Source organism: Pseudomonas sp. GW821-FHT10C09 (assembly GCF_059415465.1).
Window position 1 is genome coordinate 1 of record NZ_JBWKNG010000038.1, and the last position, 26,780, is coordinate 26,780.

The window sequence follows — 26,780 nt, forward strand, 5'->3', positions numbered from 1 at the left end:
GCGTCCGTGAGATCGCCATCGCCGGCAAGCCGGGCTCCTACAGGGGTTTATGTCGCTTATTTGCGGTTAAGCATCACCGGCAACTGCGCCACCAGTTTCACATTGTTCAACGGCGCCCGAATAAACCCGCGCTGCGTGCCATCCGGCCCGATCACCGCCAGGTTACCGCTGTGATCCACCGTGTAATTGGGCTTGCTGGTGTCCGCCGGAATAAACGGAATGCTCACCGCATTGGCCAGCTTCTGAATGTCATCCACCGATGAGGCGGTCAGGCCTTTGAACTGCGGATCGAAGTAGCCCAGGTACTGCTTGAGCTGAGCCGGGGTATCACGGTTCGGGTCGACGCTGACCAGGATGACCTGCAACTTGGCCGCCGCTTCCGGTGGCAACTCGCTCTTGATCTGACGCAACTGGGCGAGGGTGGTCGGGCAGATGTCCGGGCAGAAGGTGTAGCCGAAGAACAGCAGGCTCCACTTGTCTTTCAGCTGATTGACCGTCACCGGGTTGCCGTCCTGATCGGTCATCTTCACGTCCGGCAGGTTGCGGCTTTGCGGCAGCAAGATGATGCCCGCATCGATCAGTGCCGTCGGGTCGCCCTGGCCTTTGCCGGACAGCACTTTGTTGATGGTCAGGCCCAGGACCAGTGCGATCAGGGCGACGAGAATGAAGACGGTTTTCTGGGTTCGAGTCATAGGTTCAACAGTAAGTAGTGGTCTACGAGCAGCGCGATAAACAGCAGGAACAAGTAATAAATAGAGTACTTGAACGTGTTGATCGCCGCGTGCGGCCGAGTGCCACGGTACAGCACCACGGCCCATTGCAGAAACCTGGCGCCCAGCCCCAGCGCGCAAATCAGGTAGAGCATGCCGCTCATGTGGATCACGTAGGGCATCAGGCTGACGGCCAGCAACGCGAAGGTGTAAAGCAGGATATGAACCTTGGTGTAGTGCTCACCGTGGGTCACCGGCAGCATCGGAATATCAGCCTTGGCGTATTCCTCCTTGCGGTGAATCGCCAGGGCCCAGAAATGCGGCGGGGTCCAGGCGAAGATGATCAGCACCAGCAGCAGGGGTTCGGCGCTGACATGCCCGGTCGCAGCGGTCCAGCCAAGCAGTGGCGGGGCAGCCCCGGCCAGGCCGCCGATGACGATGTTCTGCGGCGTCGCACGTTTCAGGAACCCGGTGTAGACCACCGCATAGCCGAGCAGCGAAGCCAGGGTCAGCCATGCGGTCAGCGCATTGGTGAACGCGAGCAGCACGGCTTGGCCCAGCACGGCCAATACCAAGGCAAACGTCAGCGCCGCCGCCGGCGACACCCGGCCTTCGGCCAACGGCCGTTTGTGCGTGCGGGCCATCACCGCATCGATGCGCCGGTCCACCACATGGTTGACTGCCGCCGCACCGCCGGCACACAGGGCGATCCCCAGGTTGCCGAACACCAGTACCGTCCACGGCACCCCGGCGCGGGTCGCGAGGAACATGCCGACCAGCGAGGTGATGAGCATCAGCACCACCACTTTCGGCTTGGTCAGCTCCAGATAGTCGCGCCAGATTGCCTGACTGTGACGTTCGCCGATCAGAGTCGCCATGGCATCTCTCCTTTTATTGTTATGGGCCCGGCCGAGTGTTTACGCGGGCTGAACCGCCAGCGCGCAGGGGATTGCTGCTTGACCCGAACCAGGCTGGTTCGCGCGTGATAATTGACCAGCACCATCGTCAGCAACAGTGCCGCGCCGCCGGCGTTGTGGGCGACGGCCACGGGCAGCGGCAGGTGGAACAGCACGTTGCTGATACCGAGGGTGATTTGTGAGGCGAGGGCGACCAGCACCAGCCCCGCGAGGCGTGTCATGCCGACGACTTTCAGCTGCCAGGCGAGCCCGAGCAGTACGAGCGTGACCAGCAGCGCGCCGATACGGTGAGTCAAATGAATCGCCGTGCGCGCGTCGCTGTCCAGTTGCCCGCCGAGATAATTCGGTCCGATGTGCTGAGTCAGGTGGAAGCCGTTGGCGAAATCAGCCGGCGGAATCCACTGTCCATGGCAGGTCGGGAAATCGATGCAGGCCACGGCGGCATAGTTGGAACTGACCCAGCCGCCGAGGGCGATTTGCAGGATCACCAGTAGCAAACCGGCCGTTGCCCAGTACTGCAAACGTCGTGGCACCGTCAGCGCCGGCAGCACGCCGGACAACCTCAAGGTCAGTAGAAACAGCAGGCTCAGCGTGGCAAAGCCACCGAGCAAATGCCCGGTCACCACCTGCGGCCAGAGCTTGAGCGTCACCGTCCACATGCCGAACGCGGCTTGGGCAAACACCACGGCCAGCAGAAACAGCGGCAACTTCACCGGTTGCCCCGGATGACGACGATGCACCCAGGCACGTCCCGCCAGGACCGCGATCAGCATCCCCAGCGTGCCGGCAAAGTAGCGGTGGATCATCTCGTTCCAGCCCTTGTGGGCCACCACCGGCGTATCGGGAAAATGCAGCTCGGCATGGGCCAGTTGGGCTTCGCTTTTCGGCACGCTGATAAAACCGTAGCAACCCGGCCAGTCCGGGCAGCCGAGGCCGGCGTGGGTCAGGCGGGTGTAGGCGCCGAGCAGCACCACAATCAGTGCCAGCAAGGTGGCAAACAGCGCGAGGCGAAATCCAGGTTTGGCCATGACGATGCCCTTATCCGATGTTCGACAGTTTCAGCAGATGACGCAGGTCGTTGAGCAGGTCCTTACCCTTCACCGTCGGGTCATAGCGCAGCACCAGATTGCCGTGCGGGTCGATGATCCACAGCTGCGGCACGGTCTTATCACCCGTGGTCTTGCTGAAAGTCGTCAGGTCCATTGGGTAGCGTTGCAGTTGCGGGTACTCGCGGGTCAGCTTGGCTTCATAGTCAGCTGTCAGCGGTTGTGCGGCGGCCAGTGCATGGCTGGCGCGGGAGGCGTCGCGGCCGAGGCCGATCTGAATCTGCCGCGCCAGGTACACCAGTTGCTGGCAATCCACCGAGCAATCCTTCGGCGCAGTCACCAGCATCTGCCAGCGATCCTCCTGGGCCTGCACCCCGAGGTCGGCGCGGGTCTGGCCATTGCCGATCAGTTCGCCGTGATAGCTGCGCCCGTCCGGTACCCAGAACTGCAGTTTGTACATGCCGGTGGCGAGGATCATCGGACCGATGACCCCGAGCAGAATCAGCAGCAGCTGCAAGCGCCCCTTGCGTCGACTCGCCGGCGTTTTCGCCTCAGACATGCTGGGTGGATTCATGGCCGCTCCCATGGTGTTTCTCCTTTGCGTTGTGCCAACCGAGATAGAGATAGAGGCCGAACAGGGCAAGCGACATGGCAAACCACTGCACGGCATAAGCGATGTGTTTTTCCGGGCCCATGGCGACGACGGGCCAATCGGCCTGATACGTCGCGGGACCCGTTTCTGCGCGTAATTCGTAGGCAAACCCTTCACGACCCAGCGCCGTCCAGAGCTTCGACGGCTCGACGGCGGTGACTAATTCAGGCCAGGTGCTGGCGTTCGGATCGGCGTGTAATTGAAAGGTCGCGCCGGGGGAAACGTAGACCCAGGCATCCAGGCTCAACGCTTGAGTTGGCGTGGTGAAATGCGGCGGTGTGCGCCGGTCCGGCCAGGGCAACCAGCCGCGATTGACCAGCAACCAGAGCCCGGTCGCCTGGTCCTGAAACGGTTGCAGCAGCTCGACGCCGACCTTGCCGTCGCGCTGGCGGTTGTCCAGCAACAGGCTGTGCGCGGCGTCGAACTGGCCGTGCAGATGAACGCGGCGGAAGGCCGGGTCTTCGGTGTGTTGCAGTTCGGTGCTGGCCATCGGTTCGGCGGCACGGCGTTCGGCATAGCTTTGCAGCAGTGCGCTTTTCTCTGCGCCCCGGCTCAGTTGCCAGAACCCGAGCGACACCAGCAGCGGCAGCAACAGGGCGACCACCAGTGTCGGCACGATGCCCGGCCGGAAGCGCTTCATGGCATGGCCAAAAAGTCGTGAGTCGCGATAGCTATACTCAAGTGCATCGCCTTTCCCCCGGAGTCTCACCATGCTCAAAGCAGCCATCGTCCTGATGCTGATTGCCACGGTTGTCAGCCTGTTCAGCGGCCTGTTTTTTCTGGTCAAGGACGACAGCAGCTCAAACCGCCTCGTCATTGCCTTGAGTGTTCGTGTTGCCCTGGCCGCCACCACTGTCGGCTTGATCGCCTGGGGTTTCTACAGCGGCCAGTTGGTCTCTACGGCGCCTTGGTAATGGCTCAGAGCACGTAGACGAAAACGAACAACCCGATCCACACCACGTCCACGAAGTGCCAATACCAACTCGCCGCCTCGAAACCGAACTGGTGTTCGTTATCGAAGTGCCCGCGCATGATCCGCATCAGCATCACAAACAGGATGATCGTGCCGATGGTCACGTGGGCGCCGTGGAAACCGGTGAGCATGAAGAACGTCGCACCGTAGATGCCCGAACCCAGGGTCAGGCCCAGTTCGTGGTAGGCATGCATGTACTCTTCAGCCTGGAACCCGAGGAAACCACAGCCCAGCAACACGGTGATCGCCAGCCAGATTTTCAGCGCGCCGCGATGACCCTTTTTCAAGGCGTGGTGGGCGATGGTCACCGTGACGCTGGAGCTCACCAGCAAAATGGTATTGAGCAGCGGCAGGCCCCACGGGCTGATGACTTCCTTGGGCGGCGGGAACAGTTTCGGGTCCGGGGTGTGCAGCAACGGCCAGGTGAACTGGAAGTTCGGCCAGAGCATGTGGGCGATGCCTTTCGGGCCTTCGCCGCCGAGTGCGGGGCCTGAGATGTGCCGTACATAAAACAGCGCACCGAAGAAGGCGATGAAGAACATCACTTCCGAGAAGATGAACCAGCTCATGCCCCAGCGGAACGAGCGGTCCATCTGCGCGCTGTACAACCCCGCGCGACCTTCCTTGATCACCGTGCCGAACCAGCCGAACAGCATGTACGCCAGCAACAGGCCGCCGACGAAAAAGATCAACGGGCCGTGGGATTCCGGCCGTGCAGCTTTCAGGTCGTTGAACCAGGTGGCCAGGCCGAACACGGTGATGAGCATGCCGAACGTGGCGATGATCGGCCATTTGCTCTGGGCCGGTACGTAATAGTGTTCATGAGTTGCCATTTATTGTTCTCCTTATCGGGCACGCATTAGCGCCTAGCCACCGGTACTGGCGGCAACCGCCACGGGTGGATGGCGTGCGGTGATATCGAACAGCGTGTAAGACAGCGTCAGGTGCTTCACATCCTTGGGCATGTCACGGTCAACGATGAAACGTACCGGCATCTCGATCCGTTGACCGGGCTGCAGCACTTGCTGGGTAAAACAAAAACATTCGGTCTTGTGGAAGTACGCCGCCGCGGTGCTGGGCGCGATGCTCGGCACGGCCTGGGCGCTCATCGGCTTGTCGGTCGGGTTGTGCGCGATGAAAATCATCTCGTTCACCGCCCCCGGATGGGCCGTCAGCTCTTCACTCTTGGGATAGAAATCCCAAGGCATGTCAGCGGTGTTGGTCGACAGGAACTGCACGCGCACTTGCCGCGAAGTGTCGACCGTTTGCTCGCCCTCGTACTGCCCGGCAGTCTTGCCGTTAATGCCGAACGCCTTGCACATCACGTCGTAGATCGGCACCAGGGCAAACCCGAAGACAAACATCGCCACCACCACCAGCAACAGGCGGGTGACCAGTTTTTTCATCGAAATCGAGTCAGCCATGGTTTCCAACCCCTACCAAGATCCCTGTGGGAGCGAGCCTGCTCGCGAAGCAGACGCCACGGTTTAACAGACAGACCGCGTCATCGTTCTTCGCGAGCAGGCTCGCTCCCACATAGGGTTGCGCGTTCATTTCACTTCCGGCGGCGTGGTGAAGGTGTGATACGGCGCCGGTGACGGAATGCTCCACTCCAGGCCTTCCGCGCCATCCCACGGTTTGGCCGGTGCTGGCGGGCCGCCGCGAATGGTCTTGATCACGATGAACAGGAAGAACAGCTGCGTGGTGCCAAACATGAACGCGCCAATCGACGACACCATGTTGAAGTCGGCGAACTGCAGGTTGTAGTCCGGAATCCGCCGCGGCATGCCCGCCAGGCCCACGAAGTGCATCGGGAAGAACGCCATGTTCATGCCGATGAACGAGAGCCAGAAGTGCAGCTTGCCGAGGGTTTCGTCGTACATGTGGCCGGTCCATTTCGGCATCCAGTAATAGGCCGAGGCGAAGATCCCGAAGATCGCCCCTGGCACCAGTACATAGTGGAAGTGCGCGACCACGAAGTAGGTGTCCTGGTACTGGAAGTCTGCCGGGGCGATGGCCAGCATCAATCCGGAGAAACCACCAATGGAGAACAGGATCACGAACGCCACCGCAAACAGCATCGGCGTCTCGAAGGTCAGCGAGCCTTGCCACATGGTGCTGGCCCAGTTGAACACCTTCACCCCGGTCGGCACCGCGATCAGCAGCGTGGCGTACATGAAGAACAGCTCGCCCACCAGCGGAATGCCGACCACGAACATGTGGTGCGCCCAGACGATGAACGACAGGAACGCGATGCTCGCCGTCGCATAGACCATCGAGGTGTAGCCGAACAGCGGCTTGCGCGAGAAGGTCGGGATGATCGAGCTGACGGCGCCGAAGGCCGGCAGGATCATGATGTACACCTCGGGGTGGCCGAAGAACCAGAACACATGCTGGAACAACACCGGGTCACCGCCACCGGCGGCACTGAAGAAACTGGTGCCGAAGTGGATGTCCATCAGCATCATCGTCACGCACCCGGCCAGTACCGGCATCACCGCGATCAGCAGGAACGCGGTGATCAGCCAGGTCCAGACGAACAGCGGCATTTTCATCAGCGTCATGCCGGGGGCGCGGAGGTTGAGGATGGTCGCGATCACGTTGATCGCACCCATGATCGAACTGATCCCCATCAAGTGGATGGCGAAGATGAAGAACGTCACGCTTTCCGGCGCGTAGGTCGTCGACAGCGGGGCGTAGAACGTCCAGCCGAAGTTCGGGCCGCCACCGGGGGTGAACAGGGTCGACACCAACAGGATGAACGCCGCCGGCAACAGCCAGAAGCTGAAGTTGTTCATCCGTGGCAGGGCCATGTCCGGCGCCCCGATCATCAACGGGATCATCCAGTTGGCGAGGCCGACGAAGGCCGGCATCACCGCACCGAACACCATCACCAGGCCGTGCATGGTGGTCATCTGGTTGAAGAACGCCGGCTCGACGATTTGCAGCCCCGGCTGGAACAGTTCGGCGCGAATCACCATCGCGAACGAGCCGCCCAGCAGGAACATGGAAAACGCAAACCACAGGTACAGCGTGCCGATGTCTTTGTGGTTGGTGGTCAGCACCCACCGCATCAGGCCTTTGGCGGGGCCGTGGGCGTGGTCGGCGTGACCGTGGTCATCGATAACAGCGCTCATGGCCTGTCTCCTGCAAACAGATGGGCTGGGCAAGCCGGGGCGCGCTGCCCCGACCGGTTCCTTACACGCGCAATAGACCGGGTCATTTGCTTTCCGCCTGTTTCAGCTCCAGTACTTCTTTAGGAGTGACCATGTCGCCTTTGTTGTTGCCCCAGGCGTTACGTTCGTAGGTCACGACCGCCGCGATATCGACTTCCGAGAGCTGCTTGCCGAACGCCGCCATGGCGGTGCCGGGTTTGCCGTGGAAAACCAGGCTCAGGTGACCTTCTTTCGGTCCGGTGGCGATTTTCGAGCCCTTGAGCGCCGGGAACATCGGCGGCAGGCCCTGGCCTTCGGCCTGGTGACAGGCGACGCAAGTGGTGTGGTAGATCTTGTCGCCGCGTTCCTTGAGCTCGTCGAGGGTCCATTCCTTGCTGGTCAGCTCCTTGAGTTGCAGGGCTTCAGCCTTGCGGTCGGCGAGCCATTTTTCGTAATCGGCCTTTTCCTTGACCTCGACCACAATCGGCATGAAACCGTGGTCCTTGCCGCACAGCTCGGCGCATTGGCCACGGTAGATGCCGGGCTTGTCGATACGGGTCCAGGCTTCGTTGACGAACCCCGGGATCGCATCGCGCTTGACCGCGAAAGCGGGCACCCACCAGGAGTGGATGACGTCGGCGGAGGTCACCAGGAAGCGCACCTTCGCGCCAATCGGCAACACCAGCGGCTTGTCGACCTCGAGCAAGTAGTGCTCGCCCTTGGTTTCCTTGTTGTGGATCTGGTCGGCTGGGGTGGTCAGGTTGCTGAAGAACTCGACGTCCTGGCCCAGGTACTTGTAGTGCCACTTCCACTGATAACCGGTGACCTGGATGTCGATATCCGGCTCACTGGCGTCATACATCTTGATCAGGGTGGCCGTCGCAGGAACCGCCATGGCCACCAGGATCAGGAAGGGCACGATGGTCCAGAGGATTTCGACGGTAGTGCTTTCATGAAATTTTGCGGCCACCTGCCCGGTCGAGCGGCGGTGGACCATCATCGACCAGAACATGGCGCCGAAGACGATGATGCCGATCACTACACAGATCCAGAAAATGGTCATGTGCAGGTCAAATACTGCGTGACTGATTTCAGTCGCTCCCGGCGCCATATTCACAGTCCAGGCGGCTTGCGCCTGACTGAAAATCGACCACAACAGGAGGCCCATCCAGACGTGTGGATGTCGCATCATTGCGGGTTCCCCTTATCGTTCTTGTTATCCCGCCGGCTTTCACCTGCGGCAAGGGAGCGGCTTTTTCAGACTACGAACTTGAATCGCCGGGCCTTGCTGCGTGTGCAGTCGGGCGTCATCAGCTAACTCCATTTCCAACCCGAGTATAGACAGCGACTGCGACCTCGCAATGTGATGGCGTAAATGATCTGAAACAGCTGAAACTTGCGTTCAAGGTCCCGAATGGAGAAGGATGCAGACGAGTGGTGGCAAATCGATATAACGGAGGCGTCTCAAGGATGAAACAATTATGACAAATGCGTCTTAGCATTTTTCATAAGGCAGCTAAGTTATGTCTTCCCTATTTCATTGCCTTTGTTTCCTGGAGTTTTCATGAACACCGCCGCATTGCGCGAGCAGATCCAAAAAGCCCAAACACATGAAGCCGACACCGGCCTGCTGGCGCGTCAGCTGGAAAGCAAACTGCCTCATCTGCACCCTTCGATCCAATTGCCGGAGGCGGACGCCAATGGCGTGCTGACACGTTTTGTCGCTGCCTACATCGACGAAGTACCTGATCTGCTGGAAGCAGCCAATGAAGTGGCCAGGGAAGCCGGTATCGAGTCGCAGATCAAACCGGTGCTGAAAATTGCCGAACAGTACTTCCTTCAGCCGCCGACAATCATGGCGGGACATGTCGGGCTCGACAGCCTGCTGGACGAAGCTTATCTGGCGCACCGTTTTGTCGAAGAGGTCAACGACCTGTACATCAAGCATCTGGGCCAGCCATTGATCCCCTTGGACATGACTGTTGCCAACCTGATTGCCCACCAATTGATCGGTGAGGTGTTTGCCAACCAACTGGATGAAGTGGTGCATCACGCCCTGGACGAGATGCTCGACGACCAGAGCTTTGCATTGGAATCGGTGGAAGCGTACCGCGAGAAACTCAGCAGCCCGGACACCGGCGCCGCATGGAAACGCTGGCCGTGCATGTCGCGCCGTCTGGGCGTCGGCCTGGAGCTGGATCAGCCGGCGGCTTGATCCTTTAGAGTCAACACTGTCCCCCTGTGGGAGCGAGCAGGCTCGCTCCCACATTGTTTTCTAGGCAGCCGAGCCTACGCCGGATGTAGTCCGCAACCGCCCTTCCAACCTACGCTTCAATCCCCGCGCCTCAATCAGCAGCGTCGAACCCTTGGCCGCATTCGCCCGGCCCCATTCCTCCAGCAACTCCAGGCACGAGTGATCGATGTAGCTCAGGTTATTGAGCGGCACATGCACCGTCGCACCGGCGGGAATGGTGCCCAGCACCTGGGTCAGCGCCGGTACCTTGAGAAAGGTCGCTGCGCCGGTCAGCCGCAACTCCATTTCGCCCTCCGCCGGCAGATCGATCAGGCTGATTTTCAGCCGTGAAGCCTTCCAGGCCAGTTTGGCCAGCGTCAGGCCGAAGCCAATCAACACCCCCGTGAGCAAGTCCGTAAAGATGATCGCCAGCGCAGTCGCCGCGTAAGTGAACATCGGCATCCGGCCATATCGGCCCAGGCCGCGAAAGGCCTTGAGATCGACCAGTTTGAAGCCGGTGTAAACCAGCACACCCGCCAGGCTCGCCACCGGAATGCTCTGCAGCACGCTCGACAGCAACAACACGAACGCCAGCAGCCAAAGACCGTGGAAGATCGCCGACAGCCGCGTGGTGGCGCCGGCCTGGACGTTGGCCGAACTGCGCACGATCACGCCCGTCATCGGCAATGCGCCCAATAGACCGCAGAGCATGTTGCCCACGCCTTGCGCCGACAATTCCCGGTCGAAGTCGGATCGCTGGCCGCTGTGCATGCGGTCTACCGCAGCGGCGGATAGCAGGGTTTCGGCGCTGGCGATAAACGCCACGGCGAACGCGGCGACCAACAACGTCGGGTCCGCCAGATTGAGCAAGTCAGCGGGTTTCAGCCAATCGATGGCTTCGGCCAGGTTGGCAGGGACTTCCACGCGTTTGACCTGCAGTGCGAGCAACAGGCTGGCGACGGTCGCCAGTCCTACGCCCAGCAGCGCACCCGGAACGAAGCGCAACGAATGAGGCCGGAATCTTTCCCACAGCCACATCACCGCCATCGTCGACAGCCCGAGCAATCCGGCTTGCCAGCCGAGCGACGGCAGGGCGTGCATCACTGCGGCTGGAAAGGCTGCCAGGTTATCCAGCCCGGAAGGCTTGGGCACCCCGTCGAGCATGACGTGCACCTGCGACAGTACGATCAGCACGCCAATCCCGGCGAGCATGCCGTATACCACCGCTGGAGCCGTGACCCGAAACCAGCAGCCGAGCTTCAGGCGCCCGGCCACTAATTGCAGAAATCCCGCCAGCAGCAGGATGGGCCCGAGCATGGCGACGCCATGCTGGCGCACCAGTTCGAACACCAGAACCGCCAAGCCCGCCGCCGGGCCGCTGACTTGCAGCGGCGAACCCGCCAGCCAGCCCACGACCAGACCGCCGATGATTCCGGTGATCAAGCCCTTGGCGGGCGGCAACCCCGAAGCGATGGCGATGCCCATGCATAGGGGCAGGGCGACCAGAAACACAACCACCGAGGCCAGCAGCTCCCGTGGCAATACAGCTTTCAGTTGCGCAGCACGCATATTGAAGCTCCCGACATTTTTCAGGCATGGCGAAGCCGGGCTGCAGGATCAGCAGCCTCGACTCAACCACACGGGGATTTAGGAGGTGTTAGAAACGCGCTTTGGGCGTTGCCACCGGAATCGGATGGCTGCCATCGAGCGGCAGGAAACACCCCTGGTCCGCGTCGTACGCTTTGATTTCGCTGGTTTCGATGCTGTAGACCCAACCATGGATAAACAGCTGACCGTTGGCCATGCGCGAGGCCACCGATGGATGCGTGCGTAAATGCTGTAGCTGAGCGATCACATTCTCTTCGGTGAGGATGTGCATGCTTTCGTTTTCGTCAGCGCAATGGCAGTTTTCCTGGACCATGGTTTTCGCCACTTCGGCATGACGCAGCCAGGCTTTGACCGTCGGCATCTTTTCCAGGCTTTGCGGATTGAGTACCGCGCGCATTGCGCCGCAGTCGGAGTGCCCGCAAATGATGATGTGTTGCACGCCGAGGGCCAGGACCGCGTACTCGATGGCGGTGGACACACCGCCGTTCATTTGCCCGTAAGGCGGCACGACGTTGCCGACGTTACGGGTCACGAACAGATCGCCGGGGGCGCTTTGGGTGATCAGTTCAGGAACGATGCGCGAGTCGGCGCAGGCGATAAACATCGCCCGGGGGCTTTGGGCCGTGGCGAGTTTCTTGAAGAGCTCTTCCTGCTGCGGAAAGACCTCGTGATGAAAATGCAAAAAGCCGTCAACGATATGCTGCAGCGCTGCATCGGCGGTTTCCGCCTCGGGTTGGGCTGAAGCCGACGCAGCCAACGGCTGTTTATCCTTGTCACTCATGAATTCATCCTCATAGGCGGAGTCAGGGAAGTGTCCCGTTTTGTCCGGTGTGAAGCCAGTGGCTGTTTAAAAAACATCCAGGTCGAAAAATCCGACCCGTCAGTCACTCGATGAACAAGGTAGCGGCCGAAACTTAACTCAAACTGAATAAAACGCTCTAGAACGCGTGTTCCAGGTCACAAAAAACGTGACCAGCCTGAATGCACCGTACGTTTCCCACTATTCAACCATAGGCCAATTGTCCTCAAATCAATGACATCTGGCGACCCGGCGGACAGAAGGCTTCACAGTCCAGATCGAAACCTTCCCGACGATTGAGCCCCAGGCGTTTGATGGTCTTGGCGAAGCGTTGCGCCAACAGGTCGGCAAATGGCCCTTCGCCGCGCATCCGGGCACCAAACCGGCTGTCATAGAGTTCGCCGCCACGGCTCTGGCGAATCAGGCTCAACACATGGGCGGCACGCTGCGGATAGTGGGCCGCGAGCCATTCTTCAAACAGCGGCGCAACTTCCAGTGGCAGGCGCAACATCATATAAGCCGCACTTTGCGCGCCGGCAGCATGGGCTTCGGTCAGCAGGCTCTCGAGTTCGCTGTCGTTGATCATTGGAATCATCGGCGAGCACAACACGCCAACCGGAATACCCGCTTCGCGCATCACGCGGATCGCCCGCAACCGGGCCTTGGGGGCGGCAGCACGCGGTTCGAGGATGCGTTTGAGTTCGTCATCCAGGGTGGTGAGGCTGATCATCACCGCTACCAGTCGTTGCCGGGCGAGTTCGGCCAGCAGGTCCAGGTCACGAAGAATCAGCGAGCCTTTGGTGATGATCGTCACCGGATGACGGTAGCGCAGCAGCACTTCGAGGGTTTGACGGGTGATTTTGTGCTCGCGCTCGATGGGCTGATACGGATCGGTGTTGGAACCGAGGTTGATCGGCGCACATTGATAGCCGCGTTTGCTCAGCTGTTCTTCCAGCACATCGGCGGCGTTGGTCTTGGCAATCAATCTGGTTTCGAAATCCAGCCCTGGGGACATGTCCCAATAGGCGTGACTGGGCCGCGCATAGCAATAGATGCAGCCATGCTCGCAGCCGCGATAGGGATTGATCGAGCGATCGAAGGGCAAGTCCGGCGAGTTGTTGCGGGTGATGATGGTTTTCGCCGTTTCGATGCGCACCTCGGTGCCTTGGGTGATCGGCGCTTCCTGATACCAGCCGTCATCCTCGACCACCGAACGATTCGGCGCGAAGCGGTTGTGCGGGTTGGTGGCGGTGCCACGACCGCGAGGTGGCAAAGGGGTAGCCATCGACAAGATCCTTTAGCTGTATGTGCATACAGTATACGGCCTTGACGCCATCGGCCAGTGCCGTTCGGCACCTGACAACTTTCGAACCTCGTCATTATGAGAAACATAAAGTGCGTGGCACTTTATTCGCTGTTGTCAGTATTCTTCTCTGCACACGAAGTTGTCGTGTTCTCACTATTAAAAGGATTTAATAAATGTCAGGCTACAATCAGCGCGGCGTGTTTTTACAATTACAGGCGCCTTCTATCGTTAGTCCAAAAGAAGTTCGGGTTTCCATGCAGTTTGCGCTAAAGGAAGAAGGTTATGATCCTGAAAACCGTGCGCTAACCTACACGCTGCTGGATACCAGCACCCGTGAGGCCGTGTCGAAGGATGGCGGCGTCACCTTTACCATGGGCAACATCCCTGACGTCAACGGGAACGGTGCAATCGACGCGCAAGACAAAGTTGTTTTGATTGCGTTGGCGAAGGCGTATGCAAAGATTATTAATCCTTGATTGCAGCTTAACTTCTGCAATCAATGATTATTTATAAAACGATGCGGAACTTATCCGTGTCGTTTTTTATGAGTGAAATAATAAGAAGAAACTGGGGGCCGCCGTCCAATTCACAATTCTTTGACGGATGGCTCACAGGCCTTTGACTGCTCAGAGCAGAAGCTATGCAGTACTTATTCAACAGGGTTGTCCGAGCATGTCCCGACTGCGCCTCTTGCCTGCGACGTTTCTATTGTCGATGGCCGCATTTTTCAACCTGACCCTGGCCCATGCGGATGACAGCGCTTCACCCCGCCCGGCTGAATGGGCTCAATCGGTGGAGGTGCAATACAACCTCTTTCGAATGTCCCCGACGCTCTACCGCAGCGCATTGCCTGACAGCGGAGCCCTTCCATTGCTGGAAAAGCTGAAGGTAGGAACCGTGATCAATTTCCTGCCCGAGTCGGATAAAACCTGGCTGTCGACACCAGGGGTTACCCAGGTCCAGTTGCCCTACCGCACCAATCACGTGGATGACGCAGACGTACTCAAGGCCCTTCGTGCCATTCAGACGGCCGAGTCCCATGGCCCGGTGCTGATGCATTGCAAGCACGGGTCGGATCGTACGGGGTTGATGGCGGCCATGTACCGGGTCGTGATCCAGGGCTGGAGCAAGGAAGACGCGCTGAGCGAAATGACTCAAGGCGGCTTTGGCGACAGTACTCATTTCAAGGATGGCGTGCGTTACATGATGCAGGCTGACGTCGACAAGCTGCGCACCGCATTGGCCAACGGCGATTGCAGCACCAGCCCGTTCGCCGCGTGCTCGATGAAGAGTTGGTTCAAATCCGCTCACGTCGAATAGCGGCAAGTTCCGGAAAGACATCAACTTGCGCCTCCTGAAGAGGCGCAAATGGGTGGTCGATCAGTGTTGCTCGTCAGGCTTTTTCTTCAGCTTGGGGTTCGGGAAAAACTGCACGGCCTGAACCTTGGCGTCCGGTACTTTCAGCGCCGACGTATTGACCCGCGTGCCCAATTCCTTGGGCACGGACAGACCTTGTTCATTCAACGTGTCGGAATAACCGCAGGCCACGCACTCGCGGTGCGGGACCTCGTCTTCGTTCCACATCATCAGCTTGTCCGGCTCGCTGCATGCCGGGCAGACCGCCCCGGCGATAAAGCGTTTTTTGGTAATCACAGGTCCCTCACTCATGCTGCCGCGTCCTCACTCAGGCCGCTGTGGCGCAAGAGTGCGTCAATCGAGGGCGCACGACCACGGAAGTCGACGAACAGCACCATCGGCTCCTGGGAACCACCGCGCGCCAGGATGGCTTCGCGGAACGCACGGCCGGTCTCGGCATTGAGCACGCCGTCTTCCTCAAATTTCGAGAAGGCATCGGCCGACAGCACTTCCGCCCATTTGTAGCTGTAGTAACCCGCCGCGTAACCACCGGCGAAAATGTGCGCAAAGCTGTTCGGGAAGCGGTTGTAGGCCGGTGGACGCATGACCGACACCTCGTCGCGCACGCCTTCGAGCACCTGCGCCACGCTACGGCCATCGCCGTGGGTGGCGTGCAGTTCGAAGTCGAACAGCGAGAACTCCAGCTGACGCACCATCATCAGCCCGGACTGGAAGTTTTTCGCCGCGAGCATTTTCTGCAGCAGGTCCTGAGGCAATGGCTCGCCGGTTTCGTAGTGACCGGAGATCAGCGCCAGGCCTTCCGGCTCCCAGCACCAGTTTTCCATGAACTGGCTTGGCAGCTCGACGGCATCCCAGGCCACGCCGTTGATGCCGGAAACGCCGGCGTGTTCGACGCGGGTCAGCAGGTGATGCAGGCCGTGGCCGAACTCGTGGAACAGGGTGGTGACTTCATCATGGGTCAGCAGCGCAGGCTTGCCGCTGTCGGCCGGGGTGAAGTTGCACACCAGGTTGGCCACCGGGTTTTGCAATACACCTTCAGCGGTGCGGCGACGGTCACGGGCGCCGTCCATCCACGCACCACCGCGCTTGTTGGCGCGGGCATAGAGGTCGAAGAAGAAGCGGCCGACGTGCTGGCCGTTTTCCTTGATTTCGAACAGGCGAACGTCCGGGTGCCAGGTGTCGAAGCCTTTCTGTTCGGCAATCTCAATGCCGTACAGACGCTGCACGATGGCGAACAGGCCGCCCAACACTTTGTCGATCGGGAAGTAGGCGCGAAGCGCTTCCTGGGCAACGCTGTAACGCTGCTCGCGAAGTTTTTCGCCGTAGAAACCGCTGTCCCAGCTTTGCAGGTCCGGGCAGCCTTGTTCGGCGGCGTAGGCTTTGAGCTGTTCCAGGTCCTGCGCGGCAAACGGCTTGCTGCGCTTGGCCAGGTCGCGCAGGAAGCTGAGCACCTGATCGCTGGACTCGGCCATTTTGGTGGCCAGGCTCAGTTCGGAGAAGCTGGAGAAGCCGAGCAGCCTGGCCAGTTCCTGACGCAGGTTGAGGATTTCTTCCATGACCGGGCCGTTGTCGTTCTGACCGGCATTTGGGCCCTGGTCCGACGCACGGGTGCAGTAGGCTGCGTAGACTTCTTCACGCAGGGCACGGTCGTGGGCGTAGGTCATCACCGCGTAGTAGCTCGGGAATTCGAGGGTGATCAGAAAGCCTTCGAGGCCCTTGGCCTGTGCGGCGGCAGCCATTTGTGCCTTGGACGAATCGGTCAGGCCGGCGAGAGTGGCTTCATCGGTGACGTGTTTGGTCCAGGCCTGAGTGGCGTCGAGCAGTTGGTTGGAGAAACGGCTGCCCAGTTCCGAGAGCTTGCTCTGCACTTCGGCGTAACGCTTTTGCTCGGCTTCCGGCAGATCAATACCCGACAGGCGGAAGTCGCGCAGGGAGTGTTCCAGGATAGTTTTCTGCGCCACATCGAAACCGGCAGCTTGCGGGCTGTTGGCCAGGGCTTCGAAGGCTTCGAACAGCTCGCGGTTCTGGCCCAGCTCGGTGGAATAGGCGCTCAAGGCTGGGAGGCAGGATTCGTAGGCTTCACGCAATTCGGCGCTGTTGCACACGGCATTCAAGTGGCTGACCGGGCTCCAGGCGGCGCCCAGGCGATCATTGAGCTCGTCCATCGCCAGCACCAGGCCGGCCCAGGTCGGTTGTTTGCCCTGGGTCTTGAGGATCTCGATAATGGCGGCGCGGTTGTCAGCCAGGATCTGTTCAATGGCCGGTTGCACGTGTTCGGCACGGATCGCCGAGAACGGCGGCAGGTCGTAGGACTGCAGAAGAGGGTTGTTCACGCTCACGGTTGGCACCTTGGCTGGAAGAAACATGCGGCCATCTTAATTACAATCGACGCTCACCGCAGCTATCAGCAACAGAGAGAAACCCTATCGTGAACCTTCGCAAGTACCAGAACCACACGCCGCTGCTGGGCAAAGGCGCTTTTGTCGACGGATCGGCGGTGGTAATCGGCGACGTTGAAATCGGCGAAGACAGCTCTGTCTGGCCGCTGACAGTGATCCGCGGCGACATGCACCGCATCCGCATCGGCGCGCGTACCAGTGTTCAGGACGGGTGCGTGCTGCACATCACCCATGCCGGCCCGTTCAATCCCGATGGCTTCCCGTTGCTGATCGGCGACGATGTGACCATCGCGCACAAAGTCATGCTGCACGGGTGCAGCGTGGGCAGCCGGGTGCTGATCGGCATGGGCAGCATCGTCATGGACGGTGCGGTGGTCGAGGATGACGTGATCATCGGCGCTGGCAGCCTGGTGCCGCCGGGCAAACGCCTGGAAAGCGGCTTCCTCTATGTGGGCAGCCCGGTGAAACAGATCCGCCCGCTGACCGACAAGGAAAAAGCCTTTTTCACCTACAGCGCGGCGAATTACGCGAAGCTCAAGGATCTGCATCTGGCAGAAGGTTACGACCAGCTCTGATTCGTCCCGTTATTGCCCAGGATTACTCATGCATTACCAAACCGTTTTATTCGACCTCGATGGCACCCTGACCGACCCGCGCGAGGGCATCACGCGTTCGATCCAGTTCGCCCTGAGCAAACTGGGTATCGATGAGCCTGACCTGACGAAACTCGAACACTTCATCGGCCCGCCGTTGTTGCAGGCGTTCATGCAGTTTTACGACTTCGATGAGCCCAAGGCCTGGGAGGCGGTGAATTTCTATCGCGAACGCTTCAAAGTCACCGGCCTCTACGAGAACCGCGTGTTCGACGGCGTCACCCCGCTGCTGGAAACGCTGGGTGGGCAAGGGCGTCAGTTGTACATCGCGACGTCCAAACCCTGGGTGTTCGCCCGCGAAATCGCCCGGCACTTTGACTTCGCCAAGCACTTCAAGGTGATTTACGGCAGTGAACTGGACGGGACGCGGACGAATAAGGTTGAGTTGATTGCGCATTTGATGGCTGAAGAGGGGCTGGATCCTGCCAATACCCTGATGATCGGTGATCGTAAGCATGACCTGATCGGTGCGCGCAGTAATGGGCTGGATGCAGCGGCTGTGGGTTACGGGTTTGGTAGCCACGAAGAGTTGAGTGCAGAAGCGCCGACTTATCACTTTGAAACGCTGGATGAGATGCATCAGGCGTTTTTGCAGCGCTGATCAAAGCCAATCGCGAGCAGGCTCGCTCCCACATGGGATTTGTGAACACCGGTCCATTGTGGGAGCGAGCCTGCTCGCGAAGAGGCCCGCTCAGCCGGCAGAAATTTTCGATTCTGCCAAAACCTTCAACGCCGCCTTACGCTCCCCAACCGGCAACACCCCCAGCTTCTCGACCGCCGCATAAAACCTCACCCAATCCCCGCCCTCCTGCCGAAACAACGCCGCAAACCCCGGCACCCATTGGTCATACAACCCAAACGGCAACAGCCTGGCATTGTTCATCGGTGCGTTGACCCAAGCGTCGTAACGCCTGTCCCCGGCCCATTGGCTGTCACGTAACTGCCGATATTCGCTGCGCAGTCGCTCGAACTCAGCGGCCTTGCGCTGGCGCATCTGGTCCGCCGGCAAGGGCAGGGCGTAGAGCGTTTCAAGGCGCGTGCGAGTGTCCAGCACCAGTTGCGTGAATTGATCCCGTCGCTGCACCTGTGCGCCGTTGTCCGGCGCCAGGCCGCGGGATGCACGCCATTGGCGCGTGCCTTCCTGCTCGACGAAGCTGGCGAAAGACTCGTTGAATTCAGTGTCGTCCTTCACATAAACACGTTGATGCGCCAGCTCATGGAAAATCAGGGTCGCCAGCCGCTCGTCGCCCCAACCCATCATTGAGCTGATGATCGGATCGTTGAACCAGCCAAGCGTCGAGTACGCCTCGACACCGCCAATCGAAACGTCCATACCTTGCAGGCGCTGCATGGCGGCCTCGCCTCGGGCGGCGCTCTGGCTGTAGTAGCCGCGATAGGCGACGCAGCCGGCGATCGGGAAGCAATGGTTTTGCGGCTTGAGAGAGAATTCCGGGGTGACGAAGACATTCCAGACCACGTACGGCCGGCCTATGTCGGCATACAGGCGATAGCTTTGGTTGTCCGGCAGGTGCAGATGCTCACTGGCGAACGTGCGGGCTTTTTGCGATTGGGCCAGGTGCGCACGCAGTTTCTGATCGCGGGAGGGATCGGCAACCACCTCGGCAACCGGCTCACGGGCCCGCAGCAATTGCAGCTGGCCACTGGCCAATTGACCGTAATAGCTGACGCTGGCGCAACCGTTGAGTAACAAAAGCAACACACTCGGAAACAAAACGCGCAAAACGCGATCAAGTAACCCAAGGCATGGAAACGGCCTGATCAAAATAAAATCATCCCTGGAAAGTCTGCCCGCAAGACTATCCCGCCTGACTGGAGCTGCGCTATGCACAAGTTGATGCTGACGGGGGGCCTGTTGTTGCTGACGGGCTGTGCTGGATTCGGATTCCCTCACCACGATCCGGCGCAAGCGTGGATTGATCTGGAATCAAAACAGCAAGACACGGCACTGCAAGCGGTGGAAGTCGACGATAAAGCCTCCAGCGACAAGCGCTATTTCCAGGTGCAGCCCGGTAGCCATGAGCTGACGGTGCGCTACCAGTTCGCGGTCCAGCCGACCAATATCGGCCCGGATGCCGAGCCGCTGTGGCGTGACTGCCAGCTGAACGTGAAATTCAGTGACTTCAGCGCCGGTGAGCGCTATCAGTTGCAAGCGGGGAACATCGGTTTTCGGCCATGGGCGAAGCTCTATAACCAACAGCGAAAAGTGATAGGTCAAGGCACACCGGCAGGCTGCCAACACACCTGATCGGCGGTATGCTGAATGACCAAATCATTGGGACATTCATCATGCGCAGGTTAATGCTGTTGCTCGCCGCCAGTGTTGTTGCTGGCTGCCAGAGCCCATTGCCGCCGGTCAATCCGCAGATGGCCTGGGTCGACTTCTCTGTGCCATTCCCCAACGACAAGTTGTTGATGGCCGAGCGACTGGACAAGCAGCGGTTGAATGACGGGCGCTTTTTCCAGGTCACGCCCGGCAGCCACGTGTTACTCGTTCGATTCGATTTTGAAGTGCCCGGTGGGGGCGGCTTGGGCGTCATGGACGGTCCATCGGAACGGCTGTGCTACCTGACGATCAAGTACGATCATTTCGAAGCCGGCCAGCGTTATGTGCTGGTCGGCCAGTCAATCGTGTTCACGCCCGGCGCCCGGCTGTACAACGCCAAGCGCGAGATTGTCGCTGAAGACAGTGAGTCCTATTGCCTGTGAGGCGAATCAGCGGTCGTTTTTCTGGTAGATGATTTTCTTGGTACCGCCGTCGCAGGTGCCTACGACCATGTTCTGATCGTGTACATCTTCGTTGGTGACGATTTCCAGGGTGTAGGACGAGACGTTGTTGGCCTGAATCTTGGCTTCGATTTCGGCCTTCAATTCTTCACAGGATTTCGGTGCGGCAAGGGCCGATGTGGCCAGTGCGCAACAGATAACCGCCAAGGCAAAACGTTTCATGGTTGAAGCTCCTTTGAAGCAGCGCGCAGGGTAATGCGCTTTCACTGCTGTCATTTATTCGACCACAATTTCGCGGGTCAGGTTTTGTCCGAGCGCAAAAAAAGACCGCAGCCTGCTTGAAGCTGCGATCTTTTATCCGTTACTGCGAAACGCTGTACTCAGCCGAGCAGCGTTGCATCCAGACTGATTTTCGCATTCAGCACTTTGGAAACCGGGCAGCCTTCTTTGGCTTTATTGCTCAGTTCCTCGAATTGCGCCTGGGTCGCCCCAGGGATTTTCGCCTTGAGGATCAACTTCACGGCCGTGATCGCAAAACCGCCGTCCACCTGGTCCAGGGTGACCTCTGCATTAGTATCGATGCTGTCAGCCTTGAGACCGGCATCGCCCAGAATCATTGAAAACGCCATGGAGAAACAGCCAGCATGAGCCGCGCCGATCAACTCTTCCGGATTGGTGCCCTTGCCGCCTTCGAAGCGCGCCTTGAAGCCGTAAGGTGCTTCTCTGAGTACGCCGGTTTCAGTGGAGATCGAGCCGATGCCGGTTTTCAGGTCACCTTCCCAATGAGCCGATGCTTTCTTCGTAATAGCCATATCTGCCTCCTCAAGTTCCCGGCACGAGCGTCGCGCCTTCGTGGTTTTCGGTTGCTAAGGGTTCTGAGGATAGTCGGCGTTGCAAAGTTCACCCGATCTGGTTAATTCCTACCGTTTTCGTAGGTTTTTTTGCCTTGGCTATTGAAACTCGGGTATATGCCCTTATTGATGAAACACGCTTACGGATTCGGCAGGTTTTCGTTTACGAGAAAAAACCTGCGACCTCAATTGGAGAAGCAGGTTTATGAAACGACTGTCCGACATCAAGTTCTCGACCCTTGATCTGGTGCCCGTGCGGGAAAACGGCAGCGCGGCCCAGTCGCTGCGCAACTCTCTGGATCTGGCGCAACACGTCGAAAAATTCGGCTACAACCGCTTCTGGGTCGCCGAACACCACAACATGGACGGCATCGCCAGCTCGGCGACGTCGGTTTTGCTGGGTTATCTGGCGGGTGGCACCTCGACCATTCGCGTCGGCTCGGGTGGAGTAATGCTGCCTAACCACGCGCCGTTGGTGATCGCCGAGCAGTTCGGCACCTTGGAAAGTCTGTATCCGGGGCGTATTGACCTTGGCCTGGGCCGCGCGCCCGGTTCCGATCAAATGACCGCCCGCGCGCTGCGCCGCGAACGCTCCGGCAGTGCCGACGACTTCCCGGAAGACGTGGCCGAACTGATGCGTTACCTCGGCCCGCGCACCCCGGACCAGCGGATCATCGCCATGCCCGGCACCGGCACCAACGTCCCGGTCTGGTTGCTGGGCTCCAGCCTGTTCAGCGCACAACTGGCCGGCGAGCGCGGTTTGCCCTACGCCTTCGCCTCTCATTTCGCCCCGCGTTTCATGCATGAGGCGATTCGCGTCTACCGCAATCACTTCAAGCCTTCAGCGGTACTGGATAAACCCTACGTGATGCTCGGCGTGCCGCTGGTGGCGGCGGATACCGATGAACAGGCCGATTATCTGGCGACATCGGTCTACCAGCGGATTCTCGCGTTGATGCGTGGGCAGAGTCTGGTGCAGCGTCCGCCGGTGAAAACCATGGACGGGTTATGGCTGCCGCATGAACGCGAAGCGGTCAGTGATTTCCTCGGATTGGCCATGGTGGGCAGCCCGCAGAAAATCCGCGCCAAACTGGACGTGCTGGTTGAGCAGACGCAAGCCGACGAGCTGATTTTTACCTGCGACCTGTATGAGCACGCTGATCGTGTTCACTCCTATGAACTGCTGGCACAGGTCATGAAGGGCTGAAACTGCAAAGACGCGCATAAAAAAGCCGACGCATTGCGTCGGCTTTTCACATCTGTGCGGGATTAACCGCGCTTGTAGACGATTTCCTTGGCGCCTTTTTCGCATTTGCCGACAACTTTCGCGCCAGCGGCGGCACCTTTATCGACAATTTCCAGCGAGTAACCAGAAACGCCCTTGGCATCCAGCTTCGCGGCGATTTCGGCTTTTAGCTCTTCGCACGACTTGCCGTCAGCAAGCGCTGTACCCGCAAGGCTTAACAAACCTACTGCCAACATAAACTTCTTCATTGGTCGCATTCCCTGGTCGGATCAAAAGGGTCATCCGGCCATTTCCGGATGTACACAAGTAGCGCTTTGCCATTCCCTATGGCACTCGGCCAGCGCGCAAGTTCAGAAGACTAGCTCAAACTCAGCTGCTGGCAATCCGGAACCCGACTTTGAGCGTCACCTGAAAGTGCGCCGCCTTGCCGTCCTTGATGTGCCCGCGGGTTTCGGTCACTTCAAACCATTCCATGTGCTTGAGGCTTTTGCTGGCTTCGGCCAGCGCGTTATTGATGGCGTCTTCAATGCTGCTGGTGGACGAGCCGACCAGTTCGACTTTTTTGTAGGTGTGATGGTCAGTCATGGCGATCTCCTCAGGGTGTGAATTACAGCCTAGCAGTGATTTTTCGTCTTACTGGCGTCGGCCAATCCGAAAGGGCTGTGCAGATTTACTGCACTTTCTCCAACCCCTGAAGTCCCAACCAACACACGCAACTCAATCAATGCAGGAGAGCCACCATGGCCAACACTTCATTACGTAAAGCCTCATTGCAAAGCATGGAAGCCGAAATCGAGAGTCTGCTGAAATCGTTGGAAAGCCTCAAAGACGATGCATCGGACGAGTCGCGTCGAACCCTCAAGACCCTGAAAGCCAACGCTGAAAGTGCGCTGAAACATTCGCGTCATCTGCTCAGCGATGCGTACGAAGACGTCAAAGTCAAAACCCGTGAAACCGGGATCGCCACTCGGGACTATGCCCAGGAGCACCCTTGGACGACGGCCGGTGTTGCCGTGGGTGCGCTAGGTCTGCTTGCGGCCTACCTGCTGTGCAAACGCGGGGATTAATCCGCTCGGTGCAGTTCGTTCTTGAGCCACTGCGCCAGTTGCCGAGCCCGCCCGTCTGCGGCGCGCTTGGGTAACCACAACGCCAGTTGCGCCGGGGTTTCACTGAAGCCCCATGGCGCAACCAGGCGACCGGCCTTCACGTCCTCGGCCACCAGCGGTTCCGGCGCAATCGCCACTCCCAGGCCGGCCACTGCGGCTTCCAGCAAGTAATACAAATGCTCAAATCCCTGACCGTACTTCAACGCCTTGGCGTCGAGGCCGCTTTGCTGCGCCCAACTCGGCCACGCTTGGGGGCGCGAAGTGGTGTGTAACAACGGTTCGTTCAACAGCGCTGTGGCCGGCGCGCCTTGCAACCTTTCGTATCCCGCGAATCGCGGACTCATGACCGGACCGATCCGCTCGCTGATCAACTCATAGACCTGCATGTCTGCAGGCCATGGCGGTTCCGCAAACACCAGCAATGCATCAAGCCCCGGCCGACGTGGATCGAGATCACCTTCGCCGGCGGACAGGTGCAGGCGCAGGTCTGGCAGGTCCGCATTCAGCCGTCCCAGGCGGGGAATAAACCAGCGTGCGAGCAAGCTTCCCGAGCAACCGAGCACGAAGGGCGCATCGGCGGTGCTTTGCGTCAGTTCTGCACACACCGTGCGTAAGCGCTCGAACGCTTCGCTGCTGGCGTCGCGCAATCGAATGCCGGCATCTGTGAGTTTAAGGCCGCGACCGTCCTTGATGAACAGACTGACCCCGAGGTGTTCTTCGAGCACCTTGAGCTGTCGGCTGACCGCACCATGGGTAACGTGCAGCTGTTCGGCAGCCTGGCTGACGCTGTTCAGGCGGGCAGTGGCTTCGAAGGCGCGAAGGGCGTTCAACGGGGGAAGGTCGTGGCTCATGGGATCTGTGAGTTTTCCTGACAGGTTGCGGCGATCTTATCGGTTTTCAGGTCGGGGCGTCAGGGGTAGAGTTAAGCGCATTGTCATTCACGCATTCACTGGAGCGACCCATGACTCAGACTAATCTGCGCAACGGCCCCGACGCCAACGGCCTGTTTGGCGCGTTCGGCGGCCGCTACGTCGCCGAAACCCTGATGCCGTTGATCCTCGACCTGGCCCGCGAATACGAAGCGGCCAAGGAAGATCCGGCATTCAAAGAAGAATTGGCCTACTTCCAGCGTGACTATGTCGGACGTCCAAGTCCTCTTTACTATGCCGAACGCCTGACCGAGTTCTGCGGCGGCGCGAAGATTTACCTCAAGCGCGAAGAGCTGAACCACACCGGCGCGCACAAGATCAACAACTGCATCGGCCAGATCCTGCTGGCGCGGCGCATGGGCAAGAAACGCATCATCGCCGAAACCGGCGCGGGCATGCACGGCGTGGCGACTGCCACCGTGGCTGCGCGTTTCGGTCTCGACTGCGTGATCTACATGGGCACCACCGACATCGAGCGTCAGCAAGCCAACGTGTTCCGCATGAAGCTGCTTGGCGCTGAAGTGATCCCGGTCGTGGCCGGCACCGGCACCCTGAAAGACGCAATGAACGAAGCACTTCGTGACTGGGTGACCAACGTTGACAGCACCTTCTACCTGATCGGCACCGTGGCCGGTCCGCACCCTTATCCAGCCATGGTTCGCGACTTCCAGGCCGTGATCGGCAAGGAAACCCGCGATCAGTTGCAAGCCCAGGAAGGCCGTCTGCCGGACAGCCTGGTGGCGTGCATCGGCGGTGGTTCCAACGCCATGGGCCTGTTTCACCCGTTCCTGGACGACAAGAGCGTCGAGATCATTGGTGTAGAAGCTGCCGGTTACGGCATCGAAACCGGCAAGCATGCAGCCAGCCTGAATGGCGGCGTGCCGGGCGTGCTGCACGGTAACCGCACCTTCCTGTTGCAGGACGACGATGGTCAGATCATCGACGCCCACTCGATTTCCGCCGGCCTCGACTACCCGGGTATCGGCCCGGAACATGCGTGGTTGCATGACATCGGCCGCGTTCAGTACACCTCGGTGACCGACGACGAAGCCCTCGATGCGTTCCACAAATGCTGCCGCCTGGAAGGGATCATTCCTGCACTGGAAAGCGCCCACGCCCTGGCCGAAGTGTTCAAACGCGCACCGACCCTGCCGAAAGATCACCTGATGGTGGTCAACCTGTCCGGCCGTGGCGACAAAGACATGCAAACCGTGATGCACCATATGGAACAATCAAAGCAGGAGAAACACTGATGAGCCGCCTGCAAACGCGCTTTGCCGAACTCAAGGAACAGAACCGCGCTGCCCTGGTGACCTTCGTCACCGCGGGCGACCCGAGCTACGACACGTCCCTGGCGATCCTTAAAGGTTTGCCCGCGGCCGGTGCCGATGTGATCGAGTTGGGCATGCCCTTCACCGATCCAATGGCCGATGGCCCGGCGATTCAGCTGGCCAACATCCGCGCCCTGGGTGCCAAGCAGAACCTGGCGAAAACCCTGCAAATGGTTCGCGAGTTCCGTGAAGGCAATACCGAGACGCCGCTGGTGTTGATGGGCTACTTCAACCCGATCCACATGTACGGCGTGCCACGCTTTATTGCCGATGCCAAAGCGGCCGGCGTTGATGGCCTGATCGTGGTCGACTTGCCGCCGGAACATAACGGCGAGTTGTGCGACCCGGCTCAGGCTGCGGGCCTGGACTTCATTCGTCTGACCACCCCGACCACCGATGACGTTCGCTTGCCGACCGTTCTGAACGGCAGCTCCGGCTTCGTTTACTACGTGTCGGTTGCCGGCGTGACCGGCGCAGGTGCGGCGACACTGGAACACGTTGAAGAGGCGGTTGCCCGTCTGCGTCGCCACACTGATTTGCCGATCAGCATTGGTTTCGGCATTCGGACCCCAGAGCAAGCCGCGTCCATTGCGCGTCTGGCCGACGGTGTGGTGGTGGGCTCGGCGTTGATCGATCACATCGCTAACGCTTCGACGCCGGATCAGGCGATTGATGGCGTGCTGAGCCTTTGCGCGGCGCTGGCAGAAGGTGTGCGTAAGGCTCGCGTCAGCTGAAGGTAAAGTT

At 59.6% G+C, this 26,780-nt stretch carries 32 protein-coding genes; 12 read left to right on the top strand and 20 right to left on the bottom strand.

Translation table 11 applies throughout. From position 1 onward, the window contains the following. Positions 1-56 precede the first annotated feature (56 nt). The 5 genes from AC07N8_RS27940 to AC07N8_RS27960 are packed head-to-tail and all read right to left on the bottom strand — an operon-like array spanning position 57 to position 3,965. The gene (locus tag AC07N8_RS27940) at positions 57-692 is read right to left on the bottom strand and encodes an SCO family protein (RefSeq protein ID WP_059181882.1); all 636 of its coding nucleotides are present in this window, start codon (positions 690-692) and stop codon (positions 57-59) included. Beyond that, on the bottom strand, positions 689-1,588 hold the full coding sequence (cyoE, locus tag AC07N8_RS27945; protein ID WP_059181881.1) for a heme o synthase: 900 nt from the start codon (positions 1,586-1,588) through the stop codon (positions 689-691). Before cyoE ends, AC07N8_RS27940 begins: the two co-directional genes overlap by 4 nt. Then, complete coding sequence (locus AC07N8_RS27950; protein ID WP_483841493.1) at positions 1,576-2,655, bottom strand: COX15/CtaA family protein; 1,080 nt, start codon at positions 2,653-2,655, stop codon at positions 1,576-1,578. Before AC07N8_RS27950 ends, cyoE begins: the two co-directional genes overlap by 13 nt. Positions 2,656-2,665: 10 nt before the next feature. After that, positions 2,666-3,259 (bottom strand): PA_0111/PP_0108 family redox-active disulfide protein, encoded by a 594-nt coding sequence (locus AC07N8_RS27955; RefSeq protein WP_493146968.1) that lies wholly within the window; start codon positions 3,257-3,259, stop codon positions 2,666-2,668. Next, positions 3,225-3,965 carry an SURF1 family protein gene (locus AC07N8_RS27960; protein ID WP_483841491.1) on the bottom strand — a complete coding sequence of 247 codons (741 nt, stop codon included), beginning with the start codon at positions 3,963-3,965 and terminating at the stop codon, positions 3,225-3,227. The genes AC07N8_RS27955 and AC07N8_RS27960 overlap by 35 nt, the downstream gene beginning before the upstream one ends. Positions 3,966-4,035: 70 nt before the next feature. Between AC07N8_RS27960 and AC07N8_RS27965 the strand changes: the two genes are divergently transcribed. Then, entirely contained in the window at positions 4,036-4,239 is a 204-nt protein-coding gene (locus AC07N8_RS27965) for a twin transmembrane helix small protein (RefSeq protein ID WP_027926133.1), read from the top strand. A 4-nt stretch (positions 4,240-4,243) separates the two neighbouring features. Here AC07N8_RS27965 and AC07N8_RS27970 read toward each other — a convergent pair whose 3' ends face one another. The 4 genes from AC07N8_RS27970 to coxB form a co-directional block, all read right to left on the bottom strand. Further along, positions 4,244-5,131, bottom strand: a complete 888-nt coding sequence (locus AC07N8_RS27970) for a cytochrome c oxidase subunit 3 (RefSeq protein ID WP_483841490.1) — start codon at positions 5,129-5,131, stop codon at positions 4,244-4,246. 33 nt (positions 5,132-5,164) lie between these two features. Continuing rightward, complete coding sequence (locus AC07N8_RS27975; RefSeq protein WP_027926131.1) at positions 5,165-5,722, bottom strand: cytochrome c oxidase assembly protein; 558 nt, start codon at positions 5,720-5,722, stop codon at positions 5,165-5,167. Between the two features lie 126 nt (positions 5,723-5,848). After that, positions 5,849-7,435, bottom strand: coding sequence for a cytochrome c oxidase subunit I (gene ctaD, locus AC07N8_RS27980; RefSeq protein ID WP_483841489.1), 1,587 nt, complete (start codon positions 7,433-7,435; stop codon positions 5,849-5,851). 82 nt (positions 7,436-7,517) lie between these two features. Further along, entirely contained in the window at positions 7,518-8,645 is a 1,128-nt protein-coding gene (coxB, locus tag AC07N8_RS27985; protein WP_483841488.1) for a cytochrome c oxidase subunit II, read from the bottom strand. Between the two features lie 372 nt (positions 8,646-9,017). Between coxB and AC07N8_RS27990 the strand changes: the two genes are divergently transcribed. Continuing rightward, positions 9,018-9,668, top strand: a complete 651-nt coding sequence (locus tag AC07N8_RS27990) for a hypothetical protein (RefSeq protein ID WP_493146962.1) — start codon at positions 9,018-9,020, stop codon at positions 9,666-9,668. A gap of 60 nt (positions 9,669-9,728) precedes the next feature. Here the strand turns inward: AC07N8_RS27990 and AC07N8_RS27995 are convergent, their stop codons facing one another. From AC07N8_RS27995 to AC07N8_RS28005, 3 genes are all read right to left on the bottom strand, one after another. After that, a complete protein-coding gene (locus tag AC07N8_RS27995; protein WP_483841486.1) occupies positions 9,729-11,255 on the bottom strand; it encodes a SulP family inorganic anion transporter in 1,527 nt (508 codons plus the stop codon). An 88-nt stretch (positions 11,256-11,343) separates the two neighbouring features. Further along, a complete protein-coding gene (locus AC07N8_RS28000) occupies positions 11,344-12,075 on the bottom strand; it encodes a carbonic anhydrase (protein WP_027926126.1) in 732 nt (243 codons plus the stop codon). Positions 12,076-12,319: 244 nt separating this feature from the next. Continuing rightward, positions 12,320-13,378 carry a PA0069 family radical SAM protein gene (locus tag AC07N8_RS28005; RefSeq protein WP_493146953.1) on the bottom strand — a complete coding sequence of 353 codons (1,059 nt, stop codon included), beginning with the start codon at positions 13,376-13,378 and terminating at the stop codon, positions 12,320-12,322. A 194-nt stretch (positions 13,379-13,572) separates the two neighbouring features. On the opposite strand from AC07N8_RS28005, the gene AC07N8_RS28010 reads away from it, so the two are divergent. Together AC07N8_RS28010 and AC07N8_RS28015 are read left to right on the top strand one after the other, a co-directional pair. Beyond that, a complete protein-coding gene (locus AC07N8_RS28010; protein WP_483841484.1) occupies positions 13,573-13,875 on the top strand; it encodes a hypothetical protein in 303 nt (100 codons plus the stop codon). A gap of 196 nt (positions 13,876-14,071) precedes the next feature. Next, the gene (locus tag AC07N8_RS28015) at positions 14,072-14,719 is read left to right on the top strand and encodes a dual specificity protein phosphatase family protein (protein ID WP_493146951.1); all 648 of its coding nucleotides are present in this window, start codon (positions 14,072-14,074) and stop codon (positions 14,717-14,719) included. Between the two features lie 60 nt (positions 14,720-14,779). On the opposite strand, the gene AC07N8_RS28020 is transcribed toward AC07N8_RS28015, so the two are convergent. Further along, entirely contained in the window at positions 14,780-15,067 is a 288-nt protein-coding gene (locus AC07N8_RS28020) for a YheV family putative zinc ribbon protein (RefSeq protein ID WP_008152496.1), read from the bottom strand. Continuing rightward, complete coding sequence (gene prlC / locus AC07N8_RS28025; protein ID WP_493146948.1) at positions 15,064-17,142, bottom strand: oligopeptidase A; 2,079 nt, start codon at positions 17,140-17,142, stop codon at positions 15,064-15,066. The genes AC07N8_RS28020 and prlC overlap by 4 nt, the downstream gene beginning before the upstream one ends. 62 nt (positions 17,143-17,204) lie before the next feature. On the opposite strand from prlC, the gene AC07N8_RS28030 reads away from it, so the two are divergent. Both AC07N8_RS28030 and AC07N8_RS28035 read left to right on the top strand, forming a co-directional pair. Then, positions 17,205-17,750, top strand: coding sequence for a gamma carbonic anhydrase family protein (locus AC07N8_RS28030; protein WP_483841481.1), 546 nt, complete (start codon positions 17,205-17,207; stop codon positions 17,748-17,750). A 28-nt stretch (positions 17,751-17,778) separates the two neighbouring features. Next, entirely contained in the window at positions 17,779-18,429 is a 651-nt protein-coding gene (locus AC07N8_RS28035; protein ID WP_493146945.1) for an HAD family hydrolase, read from the top strand. Between the two features lie 90 nt (positions 18,430-18,519). On the opposite strand, the gene AC07N8_RS28040 is transcribed toward AC07N8_RS28035, so the two are convergent. Beyond that, positions 18,520-19,611, bottom strand: coding sequence for an aminopeptidase (locus AC07N8_RS28040; protein ID WP_493146943.1), 1,092 nt, complete (start codon positions 19,609-19,611; stop codon positions 18,520-18,522). Positions 19,612-19,671: 60 nt separating this feature from the next. Between AC07N8_RS28040 and AC07N8_RS28045 the strand changes: the two genes are divergently transcribed. Both AC07N8_RS28045 and AC07N8_RS28050 read left to right on the top strand, forming a co-directional pair. After that, positions 19,672-20,094 carry a PA0061/PA0062 family lipoprotein gene (locus AC07N8_RS28045; protein ID WP_483841478.1) on the top strand — a complete coding sequence of 141 codons (423 nt, stop codon included), beginning with the start codon at positions 19,672-19,674 and terminating at the stop codon, positions 20,092-20,094. 41 nt (positions 20,095-20,135) lie between these two features. Beyond that, a complete protein-coding gene (locus tag AC07N8_RS28050; protein ID WP_483841477.1) occupies positions 20,136-20,555 on the top strand; it encodes a PA0061/PA0062 family lipoprotein in 420 nt (139 codons plus the stop codon). 6 nt (positions 20,556-20,561) lie between these two features. Here AC07N8_RS28050 and AC07N8_RS28055 read toward each other — a convergent pair whose 3' ends face one another. Next, the gene (locus AC07N8_RS28055; protein ID WP_493146938.1) at positions 20,562-20,795 is read right to left on the bottom strand and encodes a DUF1161 domain-containing protein; all 234 of its coding nucleotides are present in this window, start codon (positions 20,793-20,795) and stop codon (positions 20,562-20,564) included. A gap of 158 nt (positions 20,796-20,953) precedes the next feature. Further along, entirely contained in the window at positions 20,954-21,385 is a 432-nt protein-coding gene (locus AC07N8_RS28060; RefSeq protein WP_123433313.1) for an OsmC family protein, read from the bottom strand. A gap of 244 nt (positions 21,386-21,629) precedes the next feature. Between AC07N8_RS28060 and AC07N8_RS28065 the strand changes: the two genes are divergently transcribed. Then, on the top strand, positions 21,630-22,631 hold the full coding sequence (locus AC07N8_RS28065; protein ID WP_027926113.1) for an LLM class flavin-dependent oxidoreductase: 1,002 nt from the start codon (positions 21,630-21,632) through the stop codon (positions 22,629-22,631). A 62-nt stretch (positions 22,632-22,693) separates the two neighbouring features. Here AC07N8_RS28065 and AC07N8_RS28070 read toward each other — a convergent pair whose 3' ends face one another. Continuing rightward, positions 22,694-22,918, bottom strand: coding sequence for a DUF1161 domain-containing protein (locus tag AC07N8_RS28070; protein WP_483841475.1), 225 nt, complete (start codon positions 22,916-22,918; stop codon positions 22,694-22,696). 121 nt (positions 22,919-23,039) lie between these two features. Then, positions 23,040-23,255 (bottom strand): dodecin, encoded by a 216-nt coding sequence (locus tag AC07N8_RS28075; protein WP_140665528.1) that lies wholly within the window; start codon positions 23,253-23,255, stop codon positions 23,040-23,042. Positions 23,256-23,410: 155 nt separating this feature from the next. On the opposite strand from AC07N8_RS28075, the gene AC07N8_RS28080 reads away from it, so the two are divergent. After that, a complete protein-coding gene (locus tag AC07N8_RS28080) occupies positions 23,411-23,737 on the top strand; it encodes an ElaB/YgaM/YqjD family protein (protein ID WP_140665532.1) in 327 nt (108 codons plus the stop codon). On the opposite strand, the gene AC07N8_RS28085 is transcribed toward AC07N8_RS28080, so the two are convergent. Continuing rightward, complete coding sequence (locus AC07N8_RS28085) at positions 23,734-24,627, bottom strand: LysR family transcriptional regulator (protein WP_493146934.1); 894 nt, start codon at positions 24,625-24,627, stop codon at positions 23,734-23,736. The genes AC07N8_RS28080 and AC07N8_RS28085 overlap by 4 nt on opposite strands. A gap of 110 nt (positions 24,628-24,737) precedes the next feature. On the opposite strand from AC07N8_RS28085, the gene trpB reads away from it, so the two are divergent. After that, complete coding sequence (gene trpB / locus AC07N8_RS28090) at positions 24,738-25,958, top strand: tryptophan synthase subunit beta (protein ID WP_452628853.1); 1,221 nt, start codon at positions 24,738-24,740, stop codon at positions 25,956-25,958. Beyond that, a complete protein-coding gene (gene trpA, locus AC07N8_RS28095) occupies positions 25,958-26,770 on the top strand; it encodes a tryptophan synthase subunit alpha (protein ID WP_123433320.1) in 813 nt (270 codons plus the stop codon). The genes trpB and trpA overlap by 1 nt, the downstream gene beginning before the upstream one ends. Positions 26,771-26,780 lie beyond the last annotated feature (10 nt).